Here is a 20,068-nt window from a genome sequence, read left to right on the forward strand (position 1 = left end):
CTATGGACAGGAATCTGCCGTGATGACCGATATGCCGGTACCGGGTGCGTTTGCGGGCGCGACGCCTATCGCCGCGGGGCAGATCGCCGGGCTGGACCTCGGTCCGACGCCGGTCGGCTGCGTGCTGGCGGTCGCCGGCGGCAGCAGCCGCGTGCTGTTCGACCGCCACGCGCTCGACCTCGTCGCGCAGGATGCCGACCCGGTCGTCGCCGCCGCCGGGCAGGTCGGCGGACAGATCAAGATGCGCGTCGGCGGATCCTGGCTGATCGCCAACATCCGCAGCCTGGCGTTGCAGGACGGCCAGAGCGACTGGATCGCCGCCGACATCGATTTCCTGGGCGAGGGCGACGAGGAGCGGCTGACCGGCAAGCTGTACAATTTCCGCCGCGGCGTGACGCGCTATCCGCTGCCCGGCTGCGAGGTGTTTCCGATCGCGACGATCGACCTGAAGCAGATCTATTCCGCCGCCGACCAGCCGCATATCCAGATCGGCACCGTCTATCCGACCCGCGACGTGCGCGCCTCGCTGTACGTCGACGCGATGCTCGGCAAGCATTTCGCGCTGGTCGGATCGACCGGCACCGGCAAATCGACCAGCGCCGCATTGATTCTCCACCGCATCTGCGAACTGGCGCCGCAGGGCCATGTCGTGATGATCGACCCGCATGGCGAATATGCCGCGGCGTTCCGCGGCAACGGCGCGATCTACGACGTCAACAACCTGCAGATGCCCTATTGGCTGATGAACTTCGAGGAGCATTGCGAGGTCTTCGTCACCTCCAGTGGCGCCGAGCGGCAGAAGGATGCCGACATCCTCGCCAAATGCCTGCTGATGGCGCGCGCCAAGAACCGGCTGGGGCAGGAAATCGCCAAGCTGACCGTCGACGCGCCGATCCCCTATCTGCTCAGCGACCTCACCAACCTCATCAACCTCGAGATGGGCAAGATGGACCGGGCGGGGGATACCGCGCCCTATCTGCGCCTCAAGACCAAGATCGACGAGATCAAGGCCGATCCGCGCTACGGCTTCATGTTCTCGGGCATGCTGGTCGCGGACACGATGGCCGATTTCCTCGCCCGCATCTTCCGCATGCCGGGCGACGGGCGGCCGATCTCGATCGTCGACGTATCGGGTGTGCCGTCGGAGATCACGTCGGTGGTCGTCGCGGTGCTGAGCCGGATGACCTTCGACTTTGCGATCTGGTCGCGCAACGAACCGCAGCGGCCGATCCTGCTCGTCTGCGAGGAGGCACACCGCTACATCCCGAGCAGCGCCAGGACCGAGGGGCGCAGCGCCTCGGTCGGTCGAATCCTCAGCCGGATCGCCAAGGAAGGGCGCAAATACGGCGTCAGCCTGGGTCTCATCACGCAGCGGCCGTCCGATCTGGAGGAAGGCGTGCTGTCGCAATGCGGCACGATCATCGCGATGCGCCTCAACAACGAACGCGACCAGGCGTTCGTACGCGCGGCGATGCCGGAGGGCGCGCGCGGGTTCCTCGATGCGATTCCGGCTCTGCGCAACCGCGAATGCATCATCTGCGGCGAGGGCGTCGCGGTGCCGATCCGGGTGAGCTTCGACGGGCTCGACGAGAGCAAGCGGCCGGCCTCGGGCGATCCGCTGTTCTCGACCCTGTGGCGCGACGTCGGCGGCGAGGATGCGATCATCCAGCGCACGATCATGCGGTGGCGCGCGCAGGGCCGGTAGCCCGACCGATCTCAACGAGATTAACACGTGTGTGGATACGCGGGGCCTTGTCCCTGCGCAGCACGCAGGACGGACGATGCTAGCTTGGCCTGCGCCGTCAGCGACCTGACGCGCGGTCGATCCGGCACACCCGGCGGTCAGCCGCCGTGGCCGACCTTCACCGCGAGCAGGCCCGACACCCGCGCCTTGAAGCGGCGCAGCGATTCGCCCGACAGCGCCGCGACGCTGGCGAAGCTGATCGAGCGCGGGTTGATCGTCTGGCCGTTGCGCCAGACCTCCCAGTGCAGATGCGGCCCGGTCGACATGCCGGTCGACCCGACATAACCGATCACCTGTCCCTGCCGGACGTGCGCGCCGCGCGCCACCGCGATGCGGCTCATATGGCCATAGCCGCTGGCGAGGCCGCCGCCGTGCACCAGCTTGACGAAATTGCCGTAGCCGCCCGAACGCCCCGCGCCCTGCACGACGCCGTCGAGCGCGGCATAGATCGGCGAGCCGTAGGGCGCGGCGATATCAAGCCCCTTGTGCATCTTGAGATAGCCGAGCAGCGGGTGCATGCGATAGCCGAACGACGAGGTGATGCGGCCGGCGACGGGCATGCCCATGAAGCCGCGGCGTTCGCTCTGCCCGCTGGCGTCGAACCACGCCGCCTTGCCCGCATCGTCCCAGCGGACAAGCTGCACCTTGCGACGGCCCTGGTCGATGCCGGCGAACAGCAGGTCGCCGATCCGGGTTTCGCCGGTCGCGGCGCGCTGCTGTTCGACGATCAGGTCGAAACTGTCGGCGGCGGTGACGTCGCGCCCGATCGACAGCCGGGTCGCCAGCGCCTTGATATAGCTTTCGACGACACGCGCGGGCGCGCCCGCCGCCCGCGCGGAACGGTAGAGGCTGGAGCCGACGAGGCCCTGGATGCGCAGCGGCGTCGCGTCGATCGCGATCGGCTGGCGCGTCATCACCAGCCCGTTGCCGACGCGGTCGAGGCTGAGCGCGAGATCGAACCGGGCGCGCAGCGCGAGCTTGTCGAGCGGGCGCGCCACCGTCTTCGCCGGGCGACGGCCGAGCGTCAGCGCGATGCGGGTCCCGGGTTTGATGTCGCCGAGCGACACCGCCTGCGCGACCAGACCGGCGGCGGCACGCGCATCGCCACGGCCGACGCCGGCGCGCAGCAGGACATGGTCGAGATCGTCGCCCTCGCCCAGCGTCGCGCTGAGATCGACGATCGGGCGTTCGGGCGCCTCGGCGAGCGGCGCGACGAGGTCGTTCGCCGCCATCCGCCGCCCGGTGTCGCCGCCCCAGGCGAGCGGGGCGATCGCCTGTCCGCGCGCTTCCTCCCAGGCGATGCCGTCGAGCGGCGCGGGGGTGGCGCCGACCAGCGGCGGCAGGCCCGGCGCCAGCGCCCAGACGGCGCCGCACAGAACGGTGACGGTGGCGACGCCGCGCCACCAGTCGCGGCTGCCGATCTGCGCGCCGAGATCGGGCGCCCAGTCGATCGCCGCGGCGGCGCCGCGCAGCCGGTCGATGCGGCCGAGGTCGGGTTTTACCACGGGCGCGCGGCCGAACGGGCGCGCGCCGAGGCCGCGTGCGGCACCGCCGCCGGCCAGCTCCAGACCCTGATCGTTGCGCAGGAACACGCGGTACGGCGCCTCTTCGTTATCCGCCGTCTTCCCCCCGGCGCTGGGTGGCAGCGTTGTGGGGGACAAAATCTAAAGTCAAATTAACCGGAGGGGCCGGTGGGTTACGCTGCGACGGGGCGTTTTGCCGGTGCGGTGGTCGGTCGGGTCGGGTTGGATTCACGCGAAGGCGCGACGAGAAGGAAGAAGGGGGGGTCGCGCGGAGACGCGGAGACGCGGAGGGGGTTACGCTCCGGGCCGGAGGCCTTTTTCCCCCGACACGGACGTTGCCCGCTGCCGGCGTGATCGGACGATACGGCTGCGCCGAACGCAACTCTCCGCGTGCCACCCCTTCTTCTCTTCGCGTCTTCGCGGCTTCGCGTGAACCAATCCGGCCAGCCTGCGACGAACGTGTTGATTCAACGCATTGCGTCCAGCGGCGGCAGACCCGATGTTGGCGTCATGAAAGCGGCGGTCACCGCGGTCCTCGGGCCGACCAATACCGGGAAGACGCATCTCGCCGTCGAACGGATGTGCGCCCATTCGAGCGGGATCATGGGCTTTCCGCTGCGGCTGCTCGCGCGCGAGGTCTATGATCGCGTCGTCCGGCTGAAGGGGCCCGAGCAGGTCGCGCTGGTCACCGGCGAAGAGAAGATCATGCCGCCGAACGCGCGCTGGTTCCTGTGCACCGCCGAATCGATGCCCGAGCACGATGCCGCCTTCGTCGCGCTGGACGAGGCGCAGCTGGGGACCGATGCCGAGCGCGGCCATGTCTTCACCGACCGGCTGCTGCGGCGGCGCGGGCGCGAGGAGACGATGATCCTGGGATCGGAGGCGCTGCGGCCGATGATCCGCGATCTGGTGCCGGATGCCGAGATCGTCGGGCGGCCGCGCTTTTCGAAGCTGACCTATGCCGGCGCGAAGAAGATCAGCCGCCTGCCCAAGCGATCCGCGATCGTCGCGTTCAGCGCCGAGGAGGTCTATGCCGTCGCCGAGATGCTGCGGCGGCTGCGCGGCGGTGCGGCGGTGGTGATGGGCGCGCTCTCCCCGCGCACCCGCAACGCGCAGGTCGCGATGTTCCAGGCGGGCGAGGTCGACTATCTCGTCGCGACCGACGCGATCGGCATGGGGCTGAACATGGACGTCGCGCATGTCGCCTTCGCCGGGCTCCACAAGTTCGACGGGCGGCGCAACCGCCGGCTGACGGTGGCGGAAATGGCGCAGATCGCCGGCCGCGCCGGGCGCCACCAGCGCGACGGCACCTTCGGCGGGGTGGTCGAGGAAGGGCCGGGCGCGTTCCTGCCCGAGGAGGTGTTCGCGATCGAGGAGCATCGCTTTCCGCGGATCGAGCACCTCTACTGGCGCAACGGCGAGCCCGATTACGCCAGCATCGACGCGCTGATCGCCAGTCTCGAGCGACGCCCCGAACCGGGCGTGCTGCTCGCCGCGCCGCAATCGACCGACCTTGCGGTGCTGAAGCGGTTGGCGGACGAGCCATGGGTGCGCGACCGGGCACGCGCGCCGGCGATGGTCAAGCGGTTGTGGGCGGCGTGCGGCCTGCCCGATTTCCGCAAGCTCGGGATCGACCCGCATGCGCGCTTCGTCAGCCGCGTGTTCGGCTATCTGTCCGAAGGGCGCGGGGTGGTGCCGAACCAGTGGTTCGCCGACGAGGTGTCGCGGCTCGACACGATCGCTGGCGATGTCGAGACGATCGCTGGCCGCATCGCCGCGATCCGCAGCTGGGCCTATATCGCGCAGCGGCCCGACTGGCTCGCCGACCCCGCGCACGGCGCCGAACGCACCCGCCAGATCGAGGAGCGGCTGTCCGACGGCCTCCACGCCAGCCTGACGCAGCGCTTCGTCGACAAGCGCACCACCGCGCTGATCCGCCAGATCGGCGCCGATGCCAGCCTGTTGCCGGTGGTGATCGGGCCGGAGGGCGAGGTGCTGGTCGAGGATCATCCGATCGGGCGGCTGGACGGATTCCGCTTCACCGTCGATCCGGCAGCGCGCGCGGGCGACCGCCGGCTGCTGCTCGCCGCGGCGGAGAAGCGGCTGACCGGCGAACGCACCCGGCGCGCCGAGGCGCTGGTCGCGGCGGAGGATGCGGCGTTCGCGCTCGATGGGCCGCGGATCGTGTGGAGCGGGCATGCGGTGGCGCAGTTGACGCCCGGACCGTCGCTGGCGCGGCCGCAGCTGAAGCTGGACCGCGATCTCGATTGCCTCGGCAAGGCGCAGCGCGAGGCCGTGCAGGCGCGGCTGGCGCGCTGGCTGGCGGCGGCGATGGCGCGCCATGTGCCGGCGCTGGCCGCGTTGGCCGAGGCGGCGCGCGATCCGCAGGCGACGCCGGCGCTGCGCGTCGTCGCGGGCGAACTGGAGGCGGCGGGCGGGCTGTTCGCGCGGCTTGCCCTGCGCGACCCGCTCGACGCGCTGGATCATGACGAACGTAAAAGGCTACGGCGGATCGGCATCACGATCGGCGCACTCGACCTGTTCGATCCGCGGCTGCTCAAGCCCGGTGCGGCGCGCTGGCGGCAGGCGCTGCTGGCGATCCGCGGCGCGGTGCCGCCGCTGCCGCGCGAGGGCGCGAGCGTGCTGCCGCGCGGTGCGCCGGGGGCGACGCTCGCCACCGGGTTCCGGCCGCTGGCGGCGCAGGCGGTGCGCGTCGACCTGATCGAGCGGATCGCGCGCGCGGCACATGACGCGCGCCAGGGCCGCAAGCCGTTCGCGCCCGATCCGGCGCTGGCGACGTCGATGGGCGTCGAGCCGGCGACGTTCGAGCGGCTGATGGCGGAACTGGGGTTCCGCACGATCCGCGGCGACGGCCAGGCGGCGCCGGCCTGGGTCTGGCACGGCCGCCGTCCGCCCAGACGCGACGAACGACCCGCGCCGCGGCCGACCGGGGCATTTGCGGCGCTAGCGGGCTGGAACCGCCATGGCTGAACCAAGCATGCGGCTCGACCGCTTCCTGTGGTTCGTACGGATCGCCAAGACCCGACAACGCGCGCAGGAGATCGCCTGCGACGGCCGCATGCGGATCGACGGCCGCGTCGTCGACCGTAGCGCGGCACCGGTGCGGATCGGCAATATCCTGACCTTTGCAGACGGCAACCGCGTTCGCGTGCTGCGGGTCGAGGCGCTGCCGACCCGGCGCGGCCCCGCCCCGGAAGCGCAGGCCTGCTATCAGGAGCTGGTCGCAAACGTATCGCAATCGCCCCCTATCGATTGACGTGGAGGGGAACGGGGCATAGCAGCCTCGCGTTCATACCCGGCCTCGCGTGAGGTCGCGCTATAAGGCCGCAAGGAACCCGCATGACCTACGTCGTCACCGATGCCTGCATCCGCTGCAAGTATATGGACTGCGTGGAGGTGTGTCCGGTCGATTGCTTCTATGAGGGCGAGAATATGCTCGTCATCAACCCCAGCGAATGCATCGACTGCGGCGTGTGCGAGCCGGAATGCCCGGCCGAGGCGATCCTGCCGGATACCGAATCCGGGCTGGAGCAGTGGCTGGAGCTCAATACCACCTTCTCCGCGCAATGGCCGAACGTCACGCGCAAGCTGGACCAGACCCCGCCCGACGCGGATGCGATGAAGGGCGTCGAGAACAAATACGACCAGTTCTTCTCCCCCGAACCCGGCGCGGGCGACTGAGGGCCGGAAATCTGCGGGAAAAAGCCGATCTGCGTCAGTCTGACTGACCGATCCGCGCTGGTAATTTTATTGCGAGTGTGTTAAAAGGGTCCATGACGGGCATGACGAGTCATGCCTGCTCAGGAGACACTCGTACCAACCATCCTCGTCGGTCCCGACCAGCGCTGTGCCGCCACGGACCGTCCACGACGAGCGATGCGACCCAGAAAGGCCCGTTCATGGCTGCCAAGGCATTGTCCTTCGATGTCGGTGATTACGTCGTTTATCCGAAGCATGGCGTGGGCCGTGTGATCGAGCTGCAGAAGCAGGAGATCGCCGGAACCAGCCTCGAGCTGTACGTGCTCCGTTTCGAAAAGGAGCGCATGACGCTCCGCGTCCCCACCAACAAGGCCGAGTCGGTTGGCATGCGCAAGCTGTCGTCGGACAAGACGATGCGCGAGGCGATGGAGACGCTGAAGGGCAAGCCCAAGGTCAAGCGCACCATGTGGTCGCGCCGCGCGCAGGAATATGAGGCGAAGATCAATTCGGGCGACCTCGCGTCGATCGCCGAAGTGGTCCGCGACCTGTTCCGGGCCGACGACCAGCCCGAGCAGAGCTATTCGGAGCGCCAGATCTTCGAGGCGGCATGCAGCCGCCTCGCCCGCGAACTCGCCGCGATGGAAGAGGTCGACGAGCCCAAGGCGCAGGAGAAGATCCTCGACATCCTCCGCGCCGCGGCGGCGATCTACAACAAGGAGAAGGTGCCGGCATAAGTCCGGCACCTCATCTCGAGGTTGCGACAGGAGGCGGTCCCGCGAGGGGCCGCCTTTTTCGTACGCGCCGATACCATCCGCCACCGTGGCGAAAAAGCCGTTTACACGTGTAGGCGACGCGCCGTATCATCCGGCTACCACAGTAGAGGATGGCCCCATGAAGTCGCTCGCATTCGCCCTGATTCCGCTTGCCGCCGTCGGCGCGATGGCTGCGGAGCGCGACCGGGGGCCGGGGCTGCAGGGGCAGCGGCAGGGCGAGGCGCTGGTCTATCCGGCACGCGGGTTCGACACGGTCAGCCTGGCGGGCGCCGCCCGTGTGATCGTCCATGCCGGCCCGGGCTTTTCGGTGCGCGCCGACGGACCGGCGGCAGCCTTTGCTAACTTCCGTGTCGCACTCGACGGGCGGACGCTGGAGGTCGGGCGCCGCTACGACGGGCGCGACAATCCGCTGGAGCGGCGCATCACCGTCCATGTCACGCTGCCGACGCTGGCGGCGGCGAGCGTCGGCGGATCGGGCAGCATCGACGCCGATCGCGCCGCCGGCCCGCGCTTTTCGGGGTCGGTCGGGGGATCGGGCAACCTGCGAATCGCGCGGATAGACGCGCAGGATGCGGAGCTGAGCATCGGTGGTTCGGGCGCGATCCGGGCCGCCGGCACGGTCGGCGCGCTGAAGGCCAGCATCGGCGGTTCGGGCACGCTCGACGCGCCGGCACTGCGCGCCACCCGTGCCGATGTCTCGGTCGGCGGATCGGGCGGCGTCCGTGCGGCCGTGACGGGCGACGCCCGCGTCTCGATGGCCGGCAGCGGCAGCGTCGATCTGGGGCCTCAGGCGCGGTGCCGGGTCAGCAAGGTCGGCAGCGGCAAGGTGCGCTGCGGCGGCTGATCGGCCGCACTTGCCTGTCCTCTTGTTGTGTATTATACGGACAACACACAACAAGAGGATCGGACATGCGCTACGGGGCGATCGTGATGCTGGCGGCGACGGGATCGCTCGCCGCCTGTTCCATGGGCAGCGACGACGGGCCCGGCATCGCGCCGACCGGCAGCGGCACCACCCGCAGCTATGCCGCCGACGGTTTCTCGAAGATCGCGCTCGGCGGCAGTGACGATGTCGACGTGCGCGCCGGCACCGGCTTTTCGGTACGCGCCGAGGGACCGAGCGACGAACTGGACCGGCTGCGCATCGCCCGGGACGGCGAGACACTGGAGATCGGCCGCAAGCGCAACACCTTCGGCTTCGGCTTCGGCCGGGGATCGAAGGTCAAGGTCTATGTCACCCTGCCCCGCCTCGCCGAGGGGAACGTCGCCGGATCGGGCACGATGGCGGTCGACCGTATTGAGGGCGGCAGCTTCGAGGCGAATATCGCCGGATCGGGCGACCTCAACATCGCCGCGCTGACCACCGACGAGGCCGAGGTGTCGATCGCCGGATCGGGCAACGTCCGCGCCGGCGGCGCGGTCAAGCAGCTACAGGTCGGCATCGCCGGATCGGGCAGCCTCGATGCCGCCGGTCTGCGCGTCGAACGGGCGAAAGTATCGGTCGCCGGATCGGGCAATGTCCGCGCGGCCGTGTCCGGCGAGGCGAAGGTCGAGCTGCTCGGATCAGGCGACGTCGATTTGGGTGCCACGGCGACGTGCAAGGTCGAGAAGATGGGGTCAGGCTCGGTGCGCTGCGGGCGCTAGTGTCGACGTTCCGGCGTTGCGCGCGCCCCTCTTCCGCCGGGAGAGGGACGGGATGGCGAACGGGGTCAGCGCAGGACGATCCCGACTTGCCCCCGCGTCGTGCCGGTGCGACCCTCGCATCATGCTTCGCCTCCTCCCTGCCCTTCTCCTGCTGGTCCCCGCCGCCGCGTCCGCCGACGAGCGCCGCGTCAATCTGGGGAGTTTCGAGAAACTGCGCGTGGATGGCGCGTTCGACGTCACCGTCACCACCGGGGGATCGCCCGGCGCTACGGTGACCGCGGATCGTGGGGTGATCGGTGACATCGACCTGCATGCCGAAGGCACGACGCTGACCGTCCGGCGCAACACGACGGGCCGGTGGAGCGAACAGTGGCAGGCCGCGGCGACGTCACCGGTGAAGATCATGCTGACCACCCCGCGGCTGGCCGGCGTCGCCGTGGTCGGCGGCGGGCGGGTCGCGGTGTCGCGGCTGACCGGTACGCGGATCGATCTGGTGGCGACCGGCAGCGGTGCGATCGCCGCCGGCACGGTGGCGGGCGACCAGCTCAACGTCCAGCTGGTCGGCGAGGGCAAGGTTACCGTCGCCGGCCGCGTCGCGACAGCGCGGCTGCTCGCCAACGGATCGGGCGCGATCGACGCCGGCGCGCTGGATGCGGGCGACCTCACCGCGCATCTCGATGGACTGGGATCGATCGCCGCCCGCGCGCGCTACACTGCGCAGCTGTCGAGCAGCGGCCTCGGAACGATCAGCGTCGCCGGGCGACCGAAATGCCGCGTTGCCGCCAGCGCCGGCGCGCCGGTGACCTGCGGCACGGCGCCCTAACCGCCGGTCAGATCAGCGCGAGTTCGGCCAGCTTGCCGACTAGAGCCGGGGGCATCGCGGCAAGGCCGTCCGCCTCGCCGCCCAGATCGGCCGGGGCATCCGCCGCCTCGAGATAACGCCAGCCCTGATGCGCGCGCTTGGGGCGGGCCTGTACCAGCACGAGCACGGGATCGATGTGGATCGCGACGCGGCCGCCCTCCGCCTCGCCGAAGCCGAGGATCGGCGAACGGGCGACGAGCTGGTGCTTCAGGATCCAGAACAGGGAGCCCTGCCCCGCCACCTCCTCGTGCCGCTTGGGCAAATAGCGCGTGGTAAGGAACACCGGGCCGTCGGCGGCGCGCAGGGTCAGACGCTCGGCGAGATGCTCGACGCTGGTCGCGCCGAAGGCCACTTTGGTGAGGTGCAGCATGGACATGGCGATGTGGGTCATGCCCGCACCGCCCGCAAGGCGCCTAGGGCCGATCGCCATTCAGAAGATGGCGTGCCGAAAACGGTGGTTTCGTGTGACCCGGAGCACAGCGTACTTCCGGTACGCGAGCACCGGAAGCGCGCGAAACCGCCGTTTGCAGGCCGTCAGGGCTGAATGTCAAACGCCCCTAGGCGCCCAGCCCCCACAGGGTCGCCAAGCCGAGGAACGAGAAGAAGCCCATCACGTCGGTCATCGTCGTCACGAACACCGCGGAGGAGACCGCGGGATCGATGTTGAACCGGTCGAGCGTTACCGGCACGACCACGCCGGTGATCCCGGCGATCAGGCTGTTGATGACCATCGCCATCGCGAACACGAGCGACAGATCGGCATTGCCGAAGATGATATAGGTGCCGAGCGCGCCGATCATGCCCAGCGACAGGCCGTTGGCGATCGCGATGCGGAATTCGCGCACCACCATCCGCCACGTGTTCGAACTGGTCAGCTGGTTGGTCGCGAGCGCGCGGACCATGACCGCCAGCGTCTGCGTGCCGGCGTTGCCGCCCATCGCCGAGACGATCGGCATCAGCACCGCGAGCAAGGCGAACCGCGCGATCTCACCCTGGAATAGGCCGACGACCGAGGCGGAGAGCATCGTCGTGCCGAGGTTGATCGTCAGCCAGATCAGCCGCGTGCGGACGGTGAAGCGGATCGGTTCGTTGATGTCGCCGTCGCCCGCACCGGACAGCAGCAGCGTATCCTCGCCCGCTTCCTCCTGGATGATGTGGACGATGTCATCGACGGTGATCATGCCGACCAGCCGGTTCGCCGAATCGACCACCGCGGCGCTGATGAGCGCATATTTCTGGAAGCGGAGCGCGACCTCTTCCTGATCCATGTCGACCGGGATCAGCGTCTGTTCGCGCTTCATCACGTCGCCGATCGCGATGCTGCGCGGCGTGCGCAGGATCCACGACAGCTGGCAGGTGCCGACCGGGTGATGGCCGGCATCGACGACGAAGATTTCCCAGAAGTCGGTCGTCAGCTCTTCGTGATGGCGCAGGAAATCGATCGCGTCGCCGACCGTCCAGTGATCCGGCACCGCGATCAGCTCGCGCTGCATCAGGCGGCCGGCGGATTCCTCGGGATAGGACAAAGCCTCCTCGATCGCGGCGCGATCATCGGGGTCCAATGCGCGCAGCACCGCGCGCTGGTCCGCTTCCTCCATGTCCTCGATGATCGCGACGGCGTCGTCGGTATCGAGTTCGGACGCGAGGTCGGCGACCTGCGTCGGGGTCAGCGCATCGATCAGGTCCTCGCGGACGTAATCGTTCATCTCGGCGAAGACGTCGCCGTCGAGCAGGTCGGTCAGCGCCTTGGCGAGGCTGCCGCGATCCTCGTGCGGGGTCAGTTCGAACAGGTCGGCGATGTCGGCCGGGTGCAGCGGCTCGACCAGTGCGCGCGCCGCCTCGTCGTCGCCGTCGGCGACCGCGTCGAGCACCGCGCGGACGAATTCGGGACGCAGCCGGTCGTCCTCGTCCAGTTCGTCCTGTTCGACGACGGGGGCGTCGGGAAGCTCGGTGTCGCTCATCGCTGCTCCTTCCCGGTCTGGCGTGCGTGGAGGGCGTCTAGCCCGCGACGGAACGAATGGCCACCCGCGGAAATTTGCCCTTCGGCACTTGCGACACTAATTGCGCCATCAACCATAAAGGACACACCATGGCCGATACCTTCAACACCCTGACACTCAGCCTGGATGATGGCGACGTGACCATCAAGCTGCGCTCCGATCTTGCCCCCAACCATGTCGCGCGCATCGCCGAGCTCGCCAACGAGGGCTTCTACGACGGCGTCCCCTTCCACCGCGTCATCCCCGGCTTCATGGCGCAGGGCGGCGACGGCGGTCGCGGCGACGGCACCGGCGGGTCGAGCAAGCCCAACCTCAAGCAGGAATTCAGCAAGGAGCCACACGTCCGCGGCATCTGTTCGATGGCGCGCACCAGCGATCCGAATTCGGCGAACAGCCAGTTCTTCATCGTGTTCGACGACGCGCGCTTCCTCGACAACCAGTACACCGTGTGGGGCGAAGTGACGTCCGGCATGGAGCTGATCGACGCGCTGCCCAAGGGCGAGCCGCCCCGCGCACCGGGCAAGATCGTCAAGGCCCGCGCCGAGTGATGTGACTTGGGGGAAGGGTTCACGCCCTTTCCCACCCGTCATCCCGGCGAACGCCGGGACCCATGGTGGCGAGCGGCTGATGGCAGGAACCACCCCCGCCCGATCGTATCCATGGATCCCGGCGTTCGCCGGGATGACGAGATTGGGGTTCGTTCTTAAACCTCCCCCAGCGTCCGGATCAGCCAGTCGTGGAACATCCGCACCGGCCGCTGTTGCAGCGCGCGGGGGCGGCAGACGAACCAGTAGCTGTACGGGCTCTCCACCACGATATCGAACAGCCGCACCAGCCGCGGGTCGCGTGCGTCCTGGAAATGGCTTTCGTGCATGAAGGCGACGCCGAGGCCCTGCGCCGCCGCCTCGAGCATCAGCGCACCCGAATCGAAGAAGTCGATCGCCAGCGGCTCGACGTCGTGCACCCCCGCCGATTCGCGCCATGCGGTGAAGGTGTCGGGCATCTCGCGATGGATCAGCGCGGTGAGGCCGGCGAGCTGTTCGGGCCGCGTCACCGCATCCGGCCCCTCCAGCAGCGTCTTGGCACCGATCACATAGACCGAATTGCGGTCGAGCCGCTTGGCATAGAGCGTCGGCTCGATCTCGCGCGACAGCGCGATCACCGCGTCCAGCCCCTCGCCGAGCCGCGCGACGCCATGGCCCGCGGTGTCGATGTCGAGGTGGAGTTCGGGATGCGCGGCGCGCAACTCGCCGAGCCGCGGGAACAGCCGCTGCGAGGCGAACAGCGGCAGGATGCCGAGCCGCAACCGCAGCACCTCGACCGTCCCCGTCATCCCCTCGACCGCGTCCGACAGGCTGTCGAGCACCGGCGCGATCTGGCCAAGCAGCCGTTCGCCGTCGGCGTTGAGCACCATCGCCTGGTGACGGCGTTCGAACAGCGGACGGTCGATGAACCGTTCGAGCGACTGGACGCGGCGGCTGAGCGCGGGGGCGGACAGCGCGAGCTCGGTCGCGGCCGCCTTGACCGATCCCAGTCGCGCGACCTGTACGAAGGCTTCGATCGCGCCCAGCGGCGGCAGCCTGCGCATCACTCTCCTCCTTGCCCGTCGTGCGGGTCAACGAATGCAACTTCTGCAATCGTACCGGATCTTTTCGCACTTGCAACATAAAGCTGCCGGCGACAAAAAGCCCGTGCCTTTCAGGCATCCTCTCCTAAAACTTTCACGGGCTGGCGCTTCATGCGCCGGCCCTTTTTTTGTCCTGTCCCGGGCAAGGGTTACCCTCGCACAGCCGGAACCGGCTTCCTATCTCGCGCGCTTCGAACGAGCTTCGAGGAACGTATTTGATGGCCGACAGCGATACCCCCACCCGCAAGATCCAGGTGGCGAACAGCCGACCGGAGGATTCCGGCCGCGGCCTCGCGCACCTGCCGCGCAGCCTGATGGCCGCGCTGGGGGTGGGCGAGGGCGACGTGATCGAGATCGTCGGCAAGCAATCCACCCCGGCGCGCGCGGTCGGCCCCTATCCCGAGGACGAGGGGATCGAGATCCTGCGCATCGACGGCCTGCAACGCGCCAATGCCGGCGTCGGCGCAGGTGACTTCGTCGAAGTGCGCGCGGTCGAATCCAAGCCCGCGACGCGCGTCGTCTTCGCGCCGGCGCAGGCCAACCTGCGCCTGCAGGGCCAGCCGCAGGCGTTGAAGCGCACCTTCTTCGGCCGGCCGCTCTGCCAGGGCGACGTCGTCGCGACCGCCGGCCACCAGCGCGTCGGCAACATGCCGCCGGGCATCCAGCAGTTCATGAACGCGCCCGCCTATGCGTTGCAGGAAATTCGCCTCGCGGTCGTTTCGGCGAGCCCCAAGGGCGTCGTCCATATCGACGAGAATACCGAGATCGAGCTGCGCCCCGAATATGAGGAGCCGACGCAGCGCCGCGCCGACGTCACCTATGACGATATCGGCGGCATGGGCCAGACGATCGACCAGCTGCGCGAGATGGTCGAGCTGCCGCTCCGCTATCCTGAGCTGTTTCAACGCCTCGGCGTCGATCCGCCCAAGGGACTGCTGCTCTATGGCCCTCCCGGCACCGGCAAGACGCGCCTCGCCCGCGCGGTCGCCAACGAATCGGACGCGTCGTTCTTCCTCATCAACGGGCCGGAGATCATGGGCTCGGCCTATGGTGAATCGGAAGGCCGGCTGCGCGAGATCTTCGAGGAAGCGGCCAAGTCCGCGCCCTCGATCGTGTTCATCGACGAGATCGATTCGATCGCCCCCAAGCGCGGCAACGTGCAGGGCGAGGCGGAGAAGCGCGTCGTCGCCCAGCTGCTGACGCTGATGGACGGGCTCGAATCGCGCGCCAACCTCGTCGTCATCGCCGCGACCAACCGGCCGGAGGCGATCGACGAGGCCCTGCGCAGGCCCGGCCGCTTCGACCGCGAGATCGTCGTCGGCGTGCCGGACGAGCGCGGCCGCCGCGAAATCCTCGGCATCCACACCCGCGGCATGCCCCTGGGCGACAAGGTCGATCTCGCCGAGCTGGCGCGCACGACCTATGGCTTCGTCGGTGCCGACCTCGCCGCGCTGACCCGCGAGGCGGCGATCGAGGCGGTGCGGCGGATCATGCCGCGCCTCAACCTCGAGGAGCGCACCGTGCCGCCCGAGGTGCTCGACGAGCTGTCGGTCACACGCGAGGATTTCCTCGAGGCATTGAAGCGCGTCCAGCCGAGCGCGATGCGCGAGGTGATGGTGGAGGCGCCACGCGTCCGCTGGGACGATGTCGGCGGGCTCGACGCGGCGCAGAACCGGCTGAAGGAAGGCGTCGAGCTGCCGCTGAAAGACCCCGACGCCTTCCGCCGGCTCGGCATCCGGCCGGCCAAGGGCTTCCTGCTCTACGGCCCGCCCGGCACCGGCAAGACGCTGCTGGCCAAGGCGGTCGCGCGCGAGGCGGAGGCGAATTTCATCGCCACCAAATCGTCCGACCTGCTGAGCAAATGGTATGGCGAGAGCGAACAGCAGATCACCCGCCTGTTTCAGCGCGCGCGGCAGGTGGCGCCGTGCGTGATCTTCATCGACGAACTCGACAGCCTCGTGCCGGCGCGCGGCTCCGGCGCGGGCGAACCGCAGGTGACCGAACGCGTGGTCAACACGATCCTCGCCGAGATGGACGGGCTGGAGGAATTGCAGTCGGTCGTCGTGATCGGCGCGACCAACCGGCCCAATCTGATCGACCCGGCGCTGTTGCGACCGGGCCGGTTCGACGAACTGGTCTATGTCGGCGTCCCCAATACCGAAGGGCGGCGCCGCATCCTCGCGATCCAGACGCAGAAGATGCCGCTGGCGGGCGACGTCGATCTGGACGAGGTCGCACGGGCGACCGACCGTTTCACCGGCGCCGATCTGGAGGATGTCGTCCGCCGCGCCGGCCTGACCGCGCTGCGCCGCTCGCTGCAATCGACAGAGGTGACGATGGCGGACTTCACCGAGGCGCTCACCGAATCGCGCGCCAGCGTGACGCCGGAGATGGAGAAGGATTACGAACAGATCGCGGCACGGTTGAAGCAGGATGCGGCGGCGATCCAGCCGCTCGGCTTCATTTCGCCGGGGCAGTTGCAGAGCCGCGGCAGCAAGGCGGACGTCTAGATCCTCCCGCCCTCTCTCTTCCGGCGCCCGGCGCCGGCGGGGTGAGGATGAGTTGCGCCCCGTATCCGGAGACACACGATCTTCCATCTGATTTTCAGCCTGCCCGCGCTCCTCGTGCTCGCCCGCTTCGTCTGGCCGCTCGCGCTGCCGCTGGGGATCAAGGTGGTCGTCGCGCTGCTGCTGATCGCGGCGTCGCAATATCATCTGTGGAACCGGCTCTCGTCTGGATCGGTGTTCTCGCCCGAATTCCCGCGGCCGTTCGTCATCCTGTTCAACTGGGCGTTCGGCGGAATCCTGCTGCTCGCGATGCTGGTGCTGCTCACCGACGCGATCCTGCTGCTCGCCAGACCGGTGCTGGGCCATTGGCCGGTCGTGCCGGACGGAATGCGCTACGCCATGGCCGGCGTCGCTGCGGTGTTCGCCGGCCTCGGCGTCGCCAATGCGATTCGCGTGCCGCCGGTCGAGGAGGTCGAGATCGCGATCCCCGGCCTGCCGCCGCAGTTCGACGGCTATCGCCTGGTGCAGCTCACCGACATGCACATCAGCCGGCTGTTCCCGGCGCGCTGGAGCCGGGCCGTGGTGGATCGCACCAATGCGCTGGACGCCGACCTGATCGTCGTCACCGGCGACTTCATCGACGGCACGCTCGATGCCCGCCGCGCCGATGTCGAACCGCTGCGCGACCTGCACGCCCGCGACGGCGTCTATGCAATTCCCGGCAACCACGAATATTTCTTCGGCTACGAAGCCTATATGCGCCATTTCGCCGGCATGGGGATGACCATCCTCGCCAACCGTCATGCGGTGCTGACCCGCGACGGCGGACGGCTCGTGCTCGCCGGAGTCACTGACGCCTCCGCCCCGGCGACCGGGCGGCCCGGCCCCGATCTCGCCGCGGCGCTGGCCGGCGCACCCGCGGATACGCCGATCGTCCTGCTCGATCACCAGCCCAGGAACGCCCGCAACGCCGCCGCGCGCGGCGTTGCGCTGCAGTTGTCGGGGCACACGCATGGCGGGATGATCGCCGGTTTCGACCGGTTGTTCGCCGGCCCCAATGGGGGATTCGTGTCGCGGCGCTATGCGGTCGACGGCATGACGCTCTACGTCAACAACGGCACCGCACTCTGGCCCGGCTTCGCCCTACGCCTCGGCCGGCCGTCGGAGCTGACCCGCATCACCTTGCGCCGCGCCGACTAGCGCTCGCGCAACGCCGCCCAGGCATAAGCGAACAATACCACCAGCGCCGCCGCCGCGGTCAGATAGGGCAGCGGCCGCGAGATCTCGTACAGGCCGACCCCGATCGACGGCCCCAGCACGAAGCTGGCGCCGTTGACGCTCGTCACCTTCCCCGCGACCGACCCCTGCGCCGCCGCGCCGACCGCAAGGCTCGACCCCGCGGTGAACCCCGGCCGGGTGAAGCCGAAGCCGAGATTGGCCAAAGCGTAGGCGGTCGCGATCCCGTAGAGCGAGGTCGCCAGCCCGGTCAGCGCGACGCCCGCCGCCGCCAGCACCAGCCCGACCAGCACCAGCCGCCGCGGGCTGAGGCCGAGCAGCGGGATCACCCCCCATTGTACCAGCAAAGCGGCGCCCGCCCCCATCATCAGCACGATGCCGGTCGGCTCCAGCGCCAGCGCCGGGGCGATTCCGAGCCGGTCGATGACCAGAAACCCGATCGCCTGACTGGTCATCGCCTGCGCATGCCCCATCACCAACCCGGCGATCATCCAGCCGCGCACTCTCGGATCGAAATAGCCGACATGTTCGACATGCGGCTGCGTCGCGGCGGTGACGCTCGCGCCGGTGGGGGCACCGCCGATCGAGGGATAGGCGGAGGATGCGCCATGTTCGTGATGCGGCGACAGCCGGTCGTCGGGCAGCATCGTCCGCACCGTGATCCACACGCCGACGCCGAACAACGCGAAGACGAACGCCGGTCCGGCGAGCCCGATCTCGACCCCGCCGATGCTGCCGAGCAGCAGATAGGGCGCCACCGCCGGCCCCAGGATCGTCCCCAGCCCGAACGCGCTCGCCAGCAGGGTCAGCGCCCGCGTCCGCTCCTCGCGGCTGGTCTCGCCGGCGACCAGCGCCTGCACCGCGGGCGGCGCGGCGGAGCCGAAGGTGCCGTAGATCAGCCGCCCGGCGATGAAGAGGCCGAATGCGGCGGTGCCGCCGATCCAGCCGTTGATCCCCGCCGCCAGGAACACGCCGCACAGGCTCAGCGACACCGCGAACCCGCCCATGCCGAGCAGGATCATCGACCGGCGCCCGCGCGTGTCCGACCGGTTCGCCCAGAACGGCGCGGCGAGCACCCACAGCAGCGCCGACACCGAAAACGCCGCCGCCACCGCCCGGTCGGCGACGCCGAGCGACCGGCCGAGCGCCGGCAGGATCGATTGCAGCGCGGTATTGCCAGCCGCGATCGTCAGCATGACGAGGAACATCAACGCGAAGCGACGGTCGGTCGCCGCCCGGGCCGCGATCATGGCCGGGCCCAGTCGTAGCGGCGGCTGACGGTGCAGACGGTCACGCGATAGGAATCGTACCAGCGCGCCCGACCGGCATCGCGGATCGCGGCATGATCGGGATGGTCGCGCCACGCGATCGCCGCCGCCTCGTCCGCCCAATAGCTGATCGTGATGCCGGCGCCGTCCGCGTCGCGCACGCTCTCGACCCCGCGATAGCCCGGCTGGCGGGCGGCGAGCGCGTCCATCACGACCGCCGCGGCATCATAACCCGCCGGGTCCGCCCCGTTGCGCCGCGAGGCGAAGATCACCGCCACCTCGCCGACCTGCCGCTGCTCCATGCCGATTCCTCTCCGTTATTTCTCCTCCTAGGGCGCCTCGCCGACAGGGCAAGCACGGCCGGCGTGCGGCGAACCGCGGCGCTTTACGCAACCGCACGTCTTGAAACGCGTTCGGGAAACGTGGCACGGGTGTGTCACCCGCGTGTCCACGCGGGACGATCACGCGACAACGACAGGATTCCGATGCCCAGTCCGACCACCGCCGCCCGGCGCCATACCCGTCCTGCCGGCGTGCCGAGTCCGGTCGCGATGTTCTTCCAGGGCTTCCTGAAGCATCCGGTGATGGTCGGTTCGATCATCCCCTCGTCGGACAAGCTGATCCGCAAGATGCTTTCCCCGGTCGACTGGGGCGCGTGCAAGCTGTTCGTCGAATACGGCCCCGGCGTCGGCACCTTCTGCCGCCCGATCCTCGAACGGATGGCGCCCGACGCGATGCTGATCGCGATCGACACCAATGCCGATTTCATCCGCTACCTCGATCACACCATCACCGATTCCCGCTTCGTCGCGGTCGAAGGATCGGCGGCGGACGTCGAGCGGATCGTGCGCGAACACGGCCACGACCATGCCGACTACGTCTTGTCCGGCCTACCCTTCTCGACCCTGCCCGACGGCGTCGGCCCGGCGATCGCCGCGGCGACGCACCGCGTGATCCGGGTCGGCGGCGCGTTCCTCGTCTATCAATTCTCGCCCAAGGTGAAACACTTCCTCACCCCCCATTTCGACACGATCGATCACGACATGGAATGGTGGAACGTGCCGCCCGCCCAATTGTACTGGGCGTGGAAGGATTGATCGCAGCCGTTTCGTTCTGCGACATTATCGATCACCAAATAAGCAAACAGCGCTTTTCATTTATCGG

Annotated in this window: 18 protein-coding genes; 12 read left to right on the top strand and 6 right to left on the bottom strand. The window is 69.0% G+C overall.

Features of this window, described 5'->3' with window-relative positions; all coding sequences use genetic code 11:
- Positions 1-22: 22 nt before the first annotated feature.
- Entirely contained in the window at positions 23-1,705 is a 1,683-nt protein-coding gene (locus tag B2515_RS08850) for an ATP-binding protein (RefSeq protein ID WP_293875849.1), read from the top strand.
- A 137-nt stretch (positions 1,706-1,842) separates the two neighbouring features.
- On the opposite strand, the gene B2515_RS08855 is transcribed toward B2515_RS08850, so the two are convergent.
- Entirely contained in the window at positions 1,843-3,336 is a 1,494-nt protein-coding gene (locus tag B2515_RS08855; protein WP_293875850.1) for a M23 family metallopeptidase, read from the bottom strand.
- A gap of 441 nt (positions 3,337-3,777) precedes the next feature.
- Here B2515_RS08855 and B2515_RS08860 point away from each other — a divergent pair, with 441 nt between their 5' ends.
- From B2515_RS08860 to B2515_RS08890, 7 genes are all read left to right on the top strand, one after another.
- Positions 3,778-6,258, top strand: coding sequence for a helicase-related protein (locus B2515_RS08860; protein WP_293875851.1), 2,481 nt, complete (start codon positions 3,778-3,780; stop codon positions 6,256-6,258).
- The gene (locus B2515_RS08865) at positions 6,251-6,544 is read left to right on the top strand and encodes an RNA-binding S4 domain-containing protein (RefSeq protein ID WP_293875852.1); all 294 of its coding nucleotides are present in this window, start codon (positions 6,251-6,253) and stop codon (positions 6,542-6,544) included. The genes B2515_RS08860 and B2515_RS08865 overlap by 8 nt, the downstream gene beginning before the upstream one ends.
- An 83-nt stretch (positions 6,545-6,627) precedes the next feature.
- Positions 6,628-6,969, top strand: coding sequence for a ferredoxin FdxA (gene fdxA, locus B2515_RS08870; RefSeq protein ID WP_163957239.1), 342 nt, complete (start codon positions 6,628-6,630; stop codon positions 6,967-6,969).
- Between the two features lie 218 nt (positions 6,970-7,187).
- Positions 7,188-7,721, top strand: coding sequence for a CarD family transcriptional regulator (locus B2515_RS08875; RefSeq protein ID WP_038664094.1), 534 nt, complete (start codon positions 7,188-7,190; stop codon positions 7,719-7,721).
- Positions 7,722-7,878: 157 nt separating this feature from the next.
- Entirely contained in the window at positions 7,879-8,604 is a 726-nt protein-coding gene (locus tag B2515_RS08880) for a head GIN domain-containing protein (protein ID WP_293875853.1), read from the top strand.
- Positions 8,605-8,669: 65 nt separating this feature from the next.
- Complete coding sequence (locus B2515_RS08885) at positions 8,670-9,404, top strand: head GIN domain-containing protein (RefSeq protein WP_293875854.1); 735 nt, start codon at positions 8,670-8,672, stop codon at positions 9,402-9,404.
- A 121-nt stretch (positions 9,405-9,525) separates the two neighbouring features.
- Positions 9,526-10,227: a GIN domain-containing protein gene (locus B2515_RS08890; protein ID WP_293875855.1), complete on the top strand. Its 702-nt coding sequence runs from the start codon at positions 9,526-9,528 to the stop codon at positions 10,225-10,227.
- A gap of 7 nt (positions 10,228-10,234) precedes the next feature.
- On the opposite strand, the gene B2515_RS08895 is transcribed toward B2515_RS08890, so the two are convergent.
- Together B2515_RS08895 and mgtE are read right to left on the bottom strand one after the other, a co-directional pair.
- Positions 10,235-10,636: a DUF1489 family protein gene (locus tag B2515_RS08895; RefSeq protein ID WP_293876031.1), complete on the bottom strand. Its 402-nt coding sequence runs from the start codon at positions 10,634-10,636 to the stop codon at positions 10,235-10,237.
- Positions 10,637-10,823: 187 nt separating this feature from the next.
- Positions 10,824-12,227 (bottom strand): magnesium transporter, encoded by a 1,404-nt coding sequence (gene mgtE, locus B2515_RS08900; protein ID WP_293875856.1) that lies wholly within the window; start codon positions 12,225-12,227, stop codon positions 10,824-10,826.
- A 128-nt stretch (positions 12,228-12,355) separates the two neighbouring features.
- Here mgtE and B2515_RS08905 point away from each other — a divergent pair, with 128 nt between their 5' ends.
- Positions 12,356-12,814, top strand: coding sequence for a peptidylprolyl isomerase (locus tag B2515_RS08905; protein WP_293875857.1), 459 nt, complete (start codon positions 12,356-12,358; stop codon positions 12,812-12,814).
- Positions 12,815-12,969: 155 nt separating this feature from the next.
- Here the strand turns inward: B2515_RS08905 and B2515_RS08910 are convergent, their stop codons facing one another.
- Positions 12,970-13,854: a LysR substrate-binding domain-containing protein gene (locus B2515_RS08910; RefSeq protein ID WP_293875858.1), complete on the bottom strand. Its 885-nt coding sequence runs from the start codon at positions 13,852-13,854 to the stop codon at positions 12,970-12,972.
- Positions 13,855-14,111: 257 nt separating this feature from the next.
- Between B2515_RS08910 and B2515_RS08915 the strand changes: the two genes are divergently transcribed.
- The gene (locus B2515_RS08915; RefSeq protein WP_293875859.1) at positions 14,112-16,403 is read left to right on the top strand and encodes a CDC48 family AAA ATPase; all 2,292 of its coding nucleotides are present in this window, start codon (positions 14,112-14,114) and stop codon (positions 16,401-16,403) included.
- Positions 16,404-16,517: 114 nt separating this feature from the next.
- Entirely contained in the window at positions 16,518-17,600 is a 1,083-nt protein-coding gene (locus B2515_RS08920) for a metallophosphoesterase (protein ID WP_293875860.1), read from the top strand.
- Here B2515_RS08920 and B2515_RS08925 read toward each other — a convergent pair.
- Entirely contained in the window at positions 17,597-18,886 is a 1,290-nt protein-coding gene (locus tag B2515_RS08925) for an MFS transporter (protein ID WP_293875861.1), read from the bottom strand. The genes B2515_RS08920 and B2515_RS08925 overlap by 4 nt on opposite strands.
- Positions 18,883-19,206 (bottom strand): antibiotic biosynthesis monooxygenase family protein, encoded by a 324-nt coding sequence (locus B2515_RS08930; protein WP_293875862.1) that lies wholly within the window; start codon positions 19,204-19,206, stop codon positions 18,883-18,885. The genes B2515_RS08925 and B2515_RS08930 overlap by 4 nt, the downstream gene beginning before the upstream one ends.
- A 183-nt stretch (positions 19,207-19,389) precedes the next feature.
- Here B2515_RS08930 and B2515_RS08935 point away from each other — a divergent pair, with 183 nt between their 5' ends.
- The gene (locus B2515_RS08935) at positions 19,390-20,001 is read left to right on the top strand and encodes a class I SAM-dependent methyltransferase (protein WP_293875863.1); all 612 of its coding nucleotides are present in this window, start codon (positions 19,390-19,392) and stop codon (positions 19,999-20,001) included.
- The last annotated feature ends 67 nt before the right edge of the window (positions 20,002-20,068 follow it).

Source organism: Sphingomonas sp. UBA978 (genome assembly GCF_002292295.1).
Lineage (GTDB): Bacteria > Pseudomonadota > Alphaproteobacteria > Sphingomonadales > Sphingomonadaceae > Sphingomonas.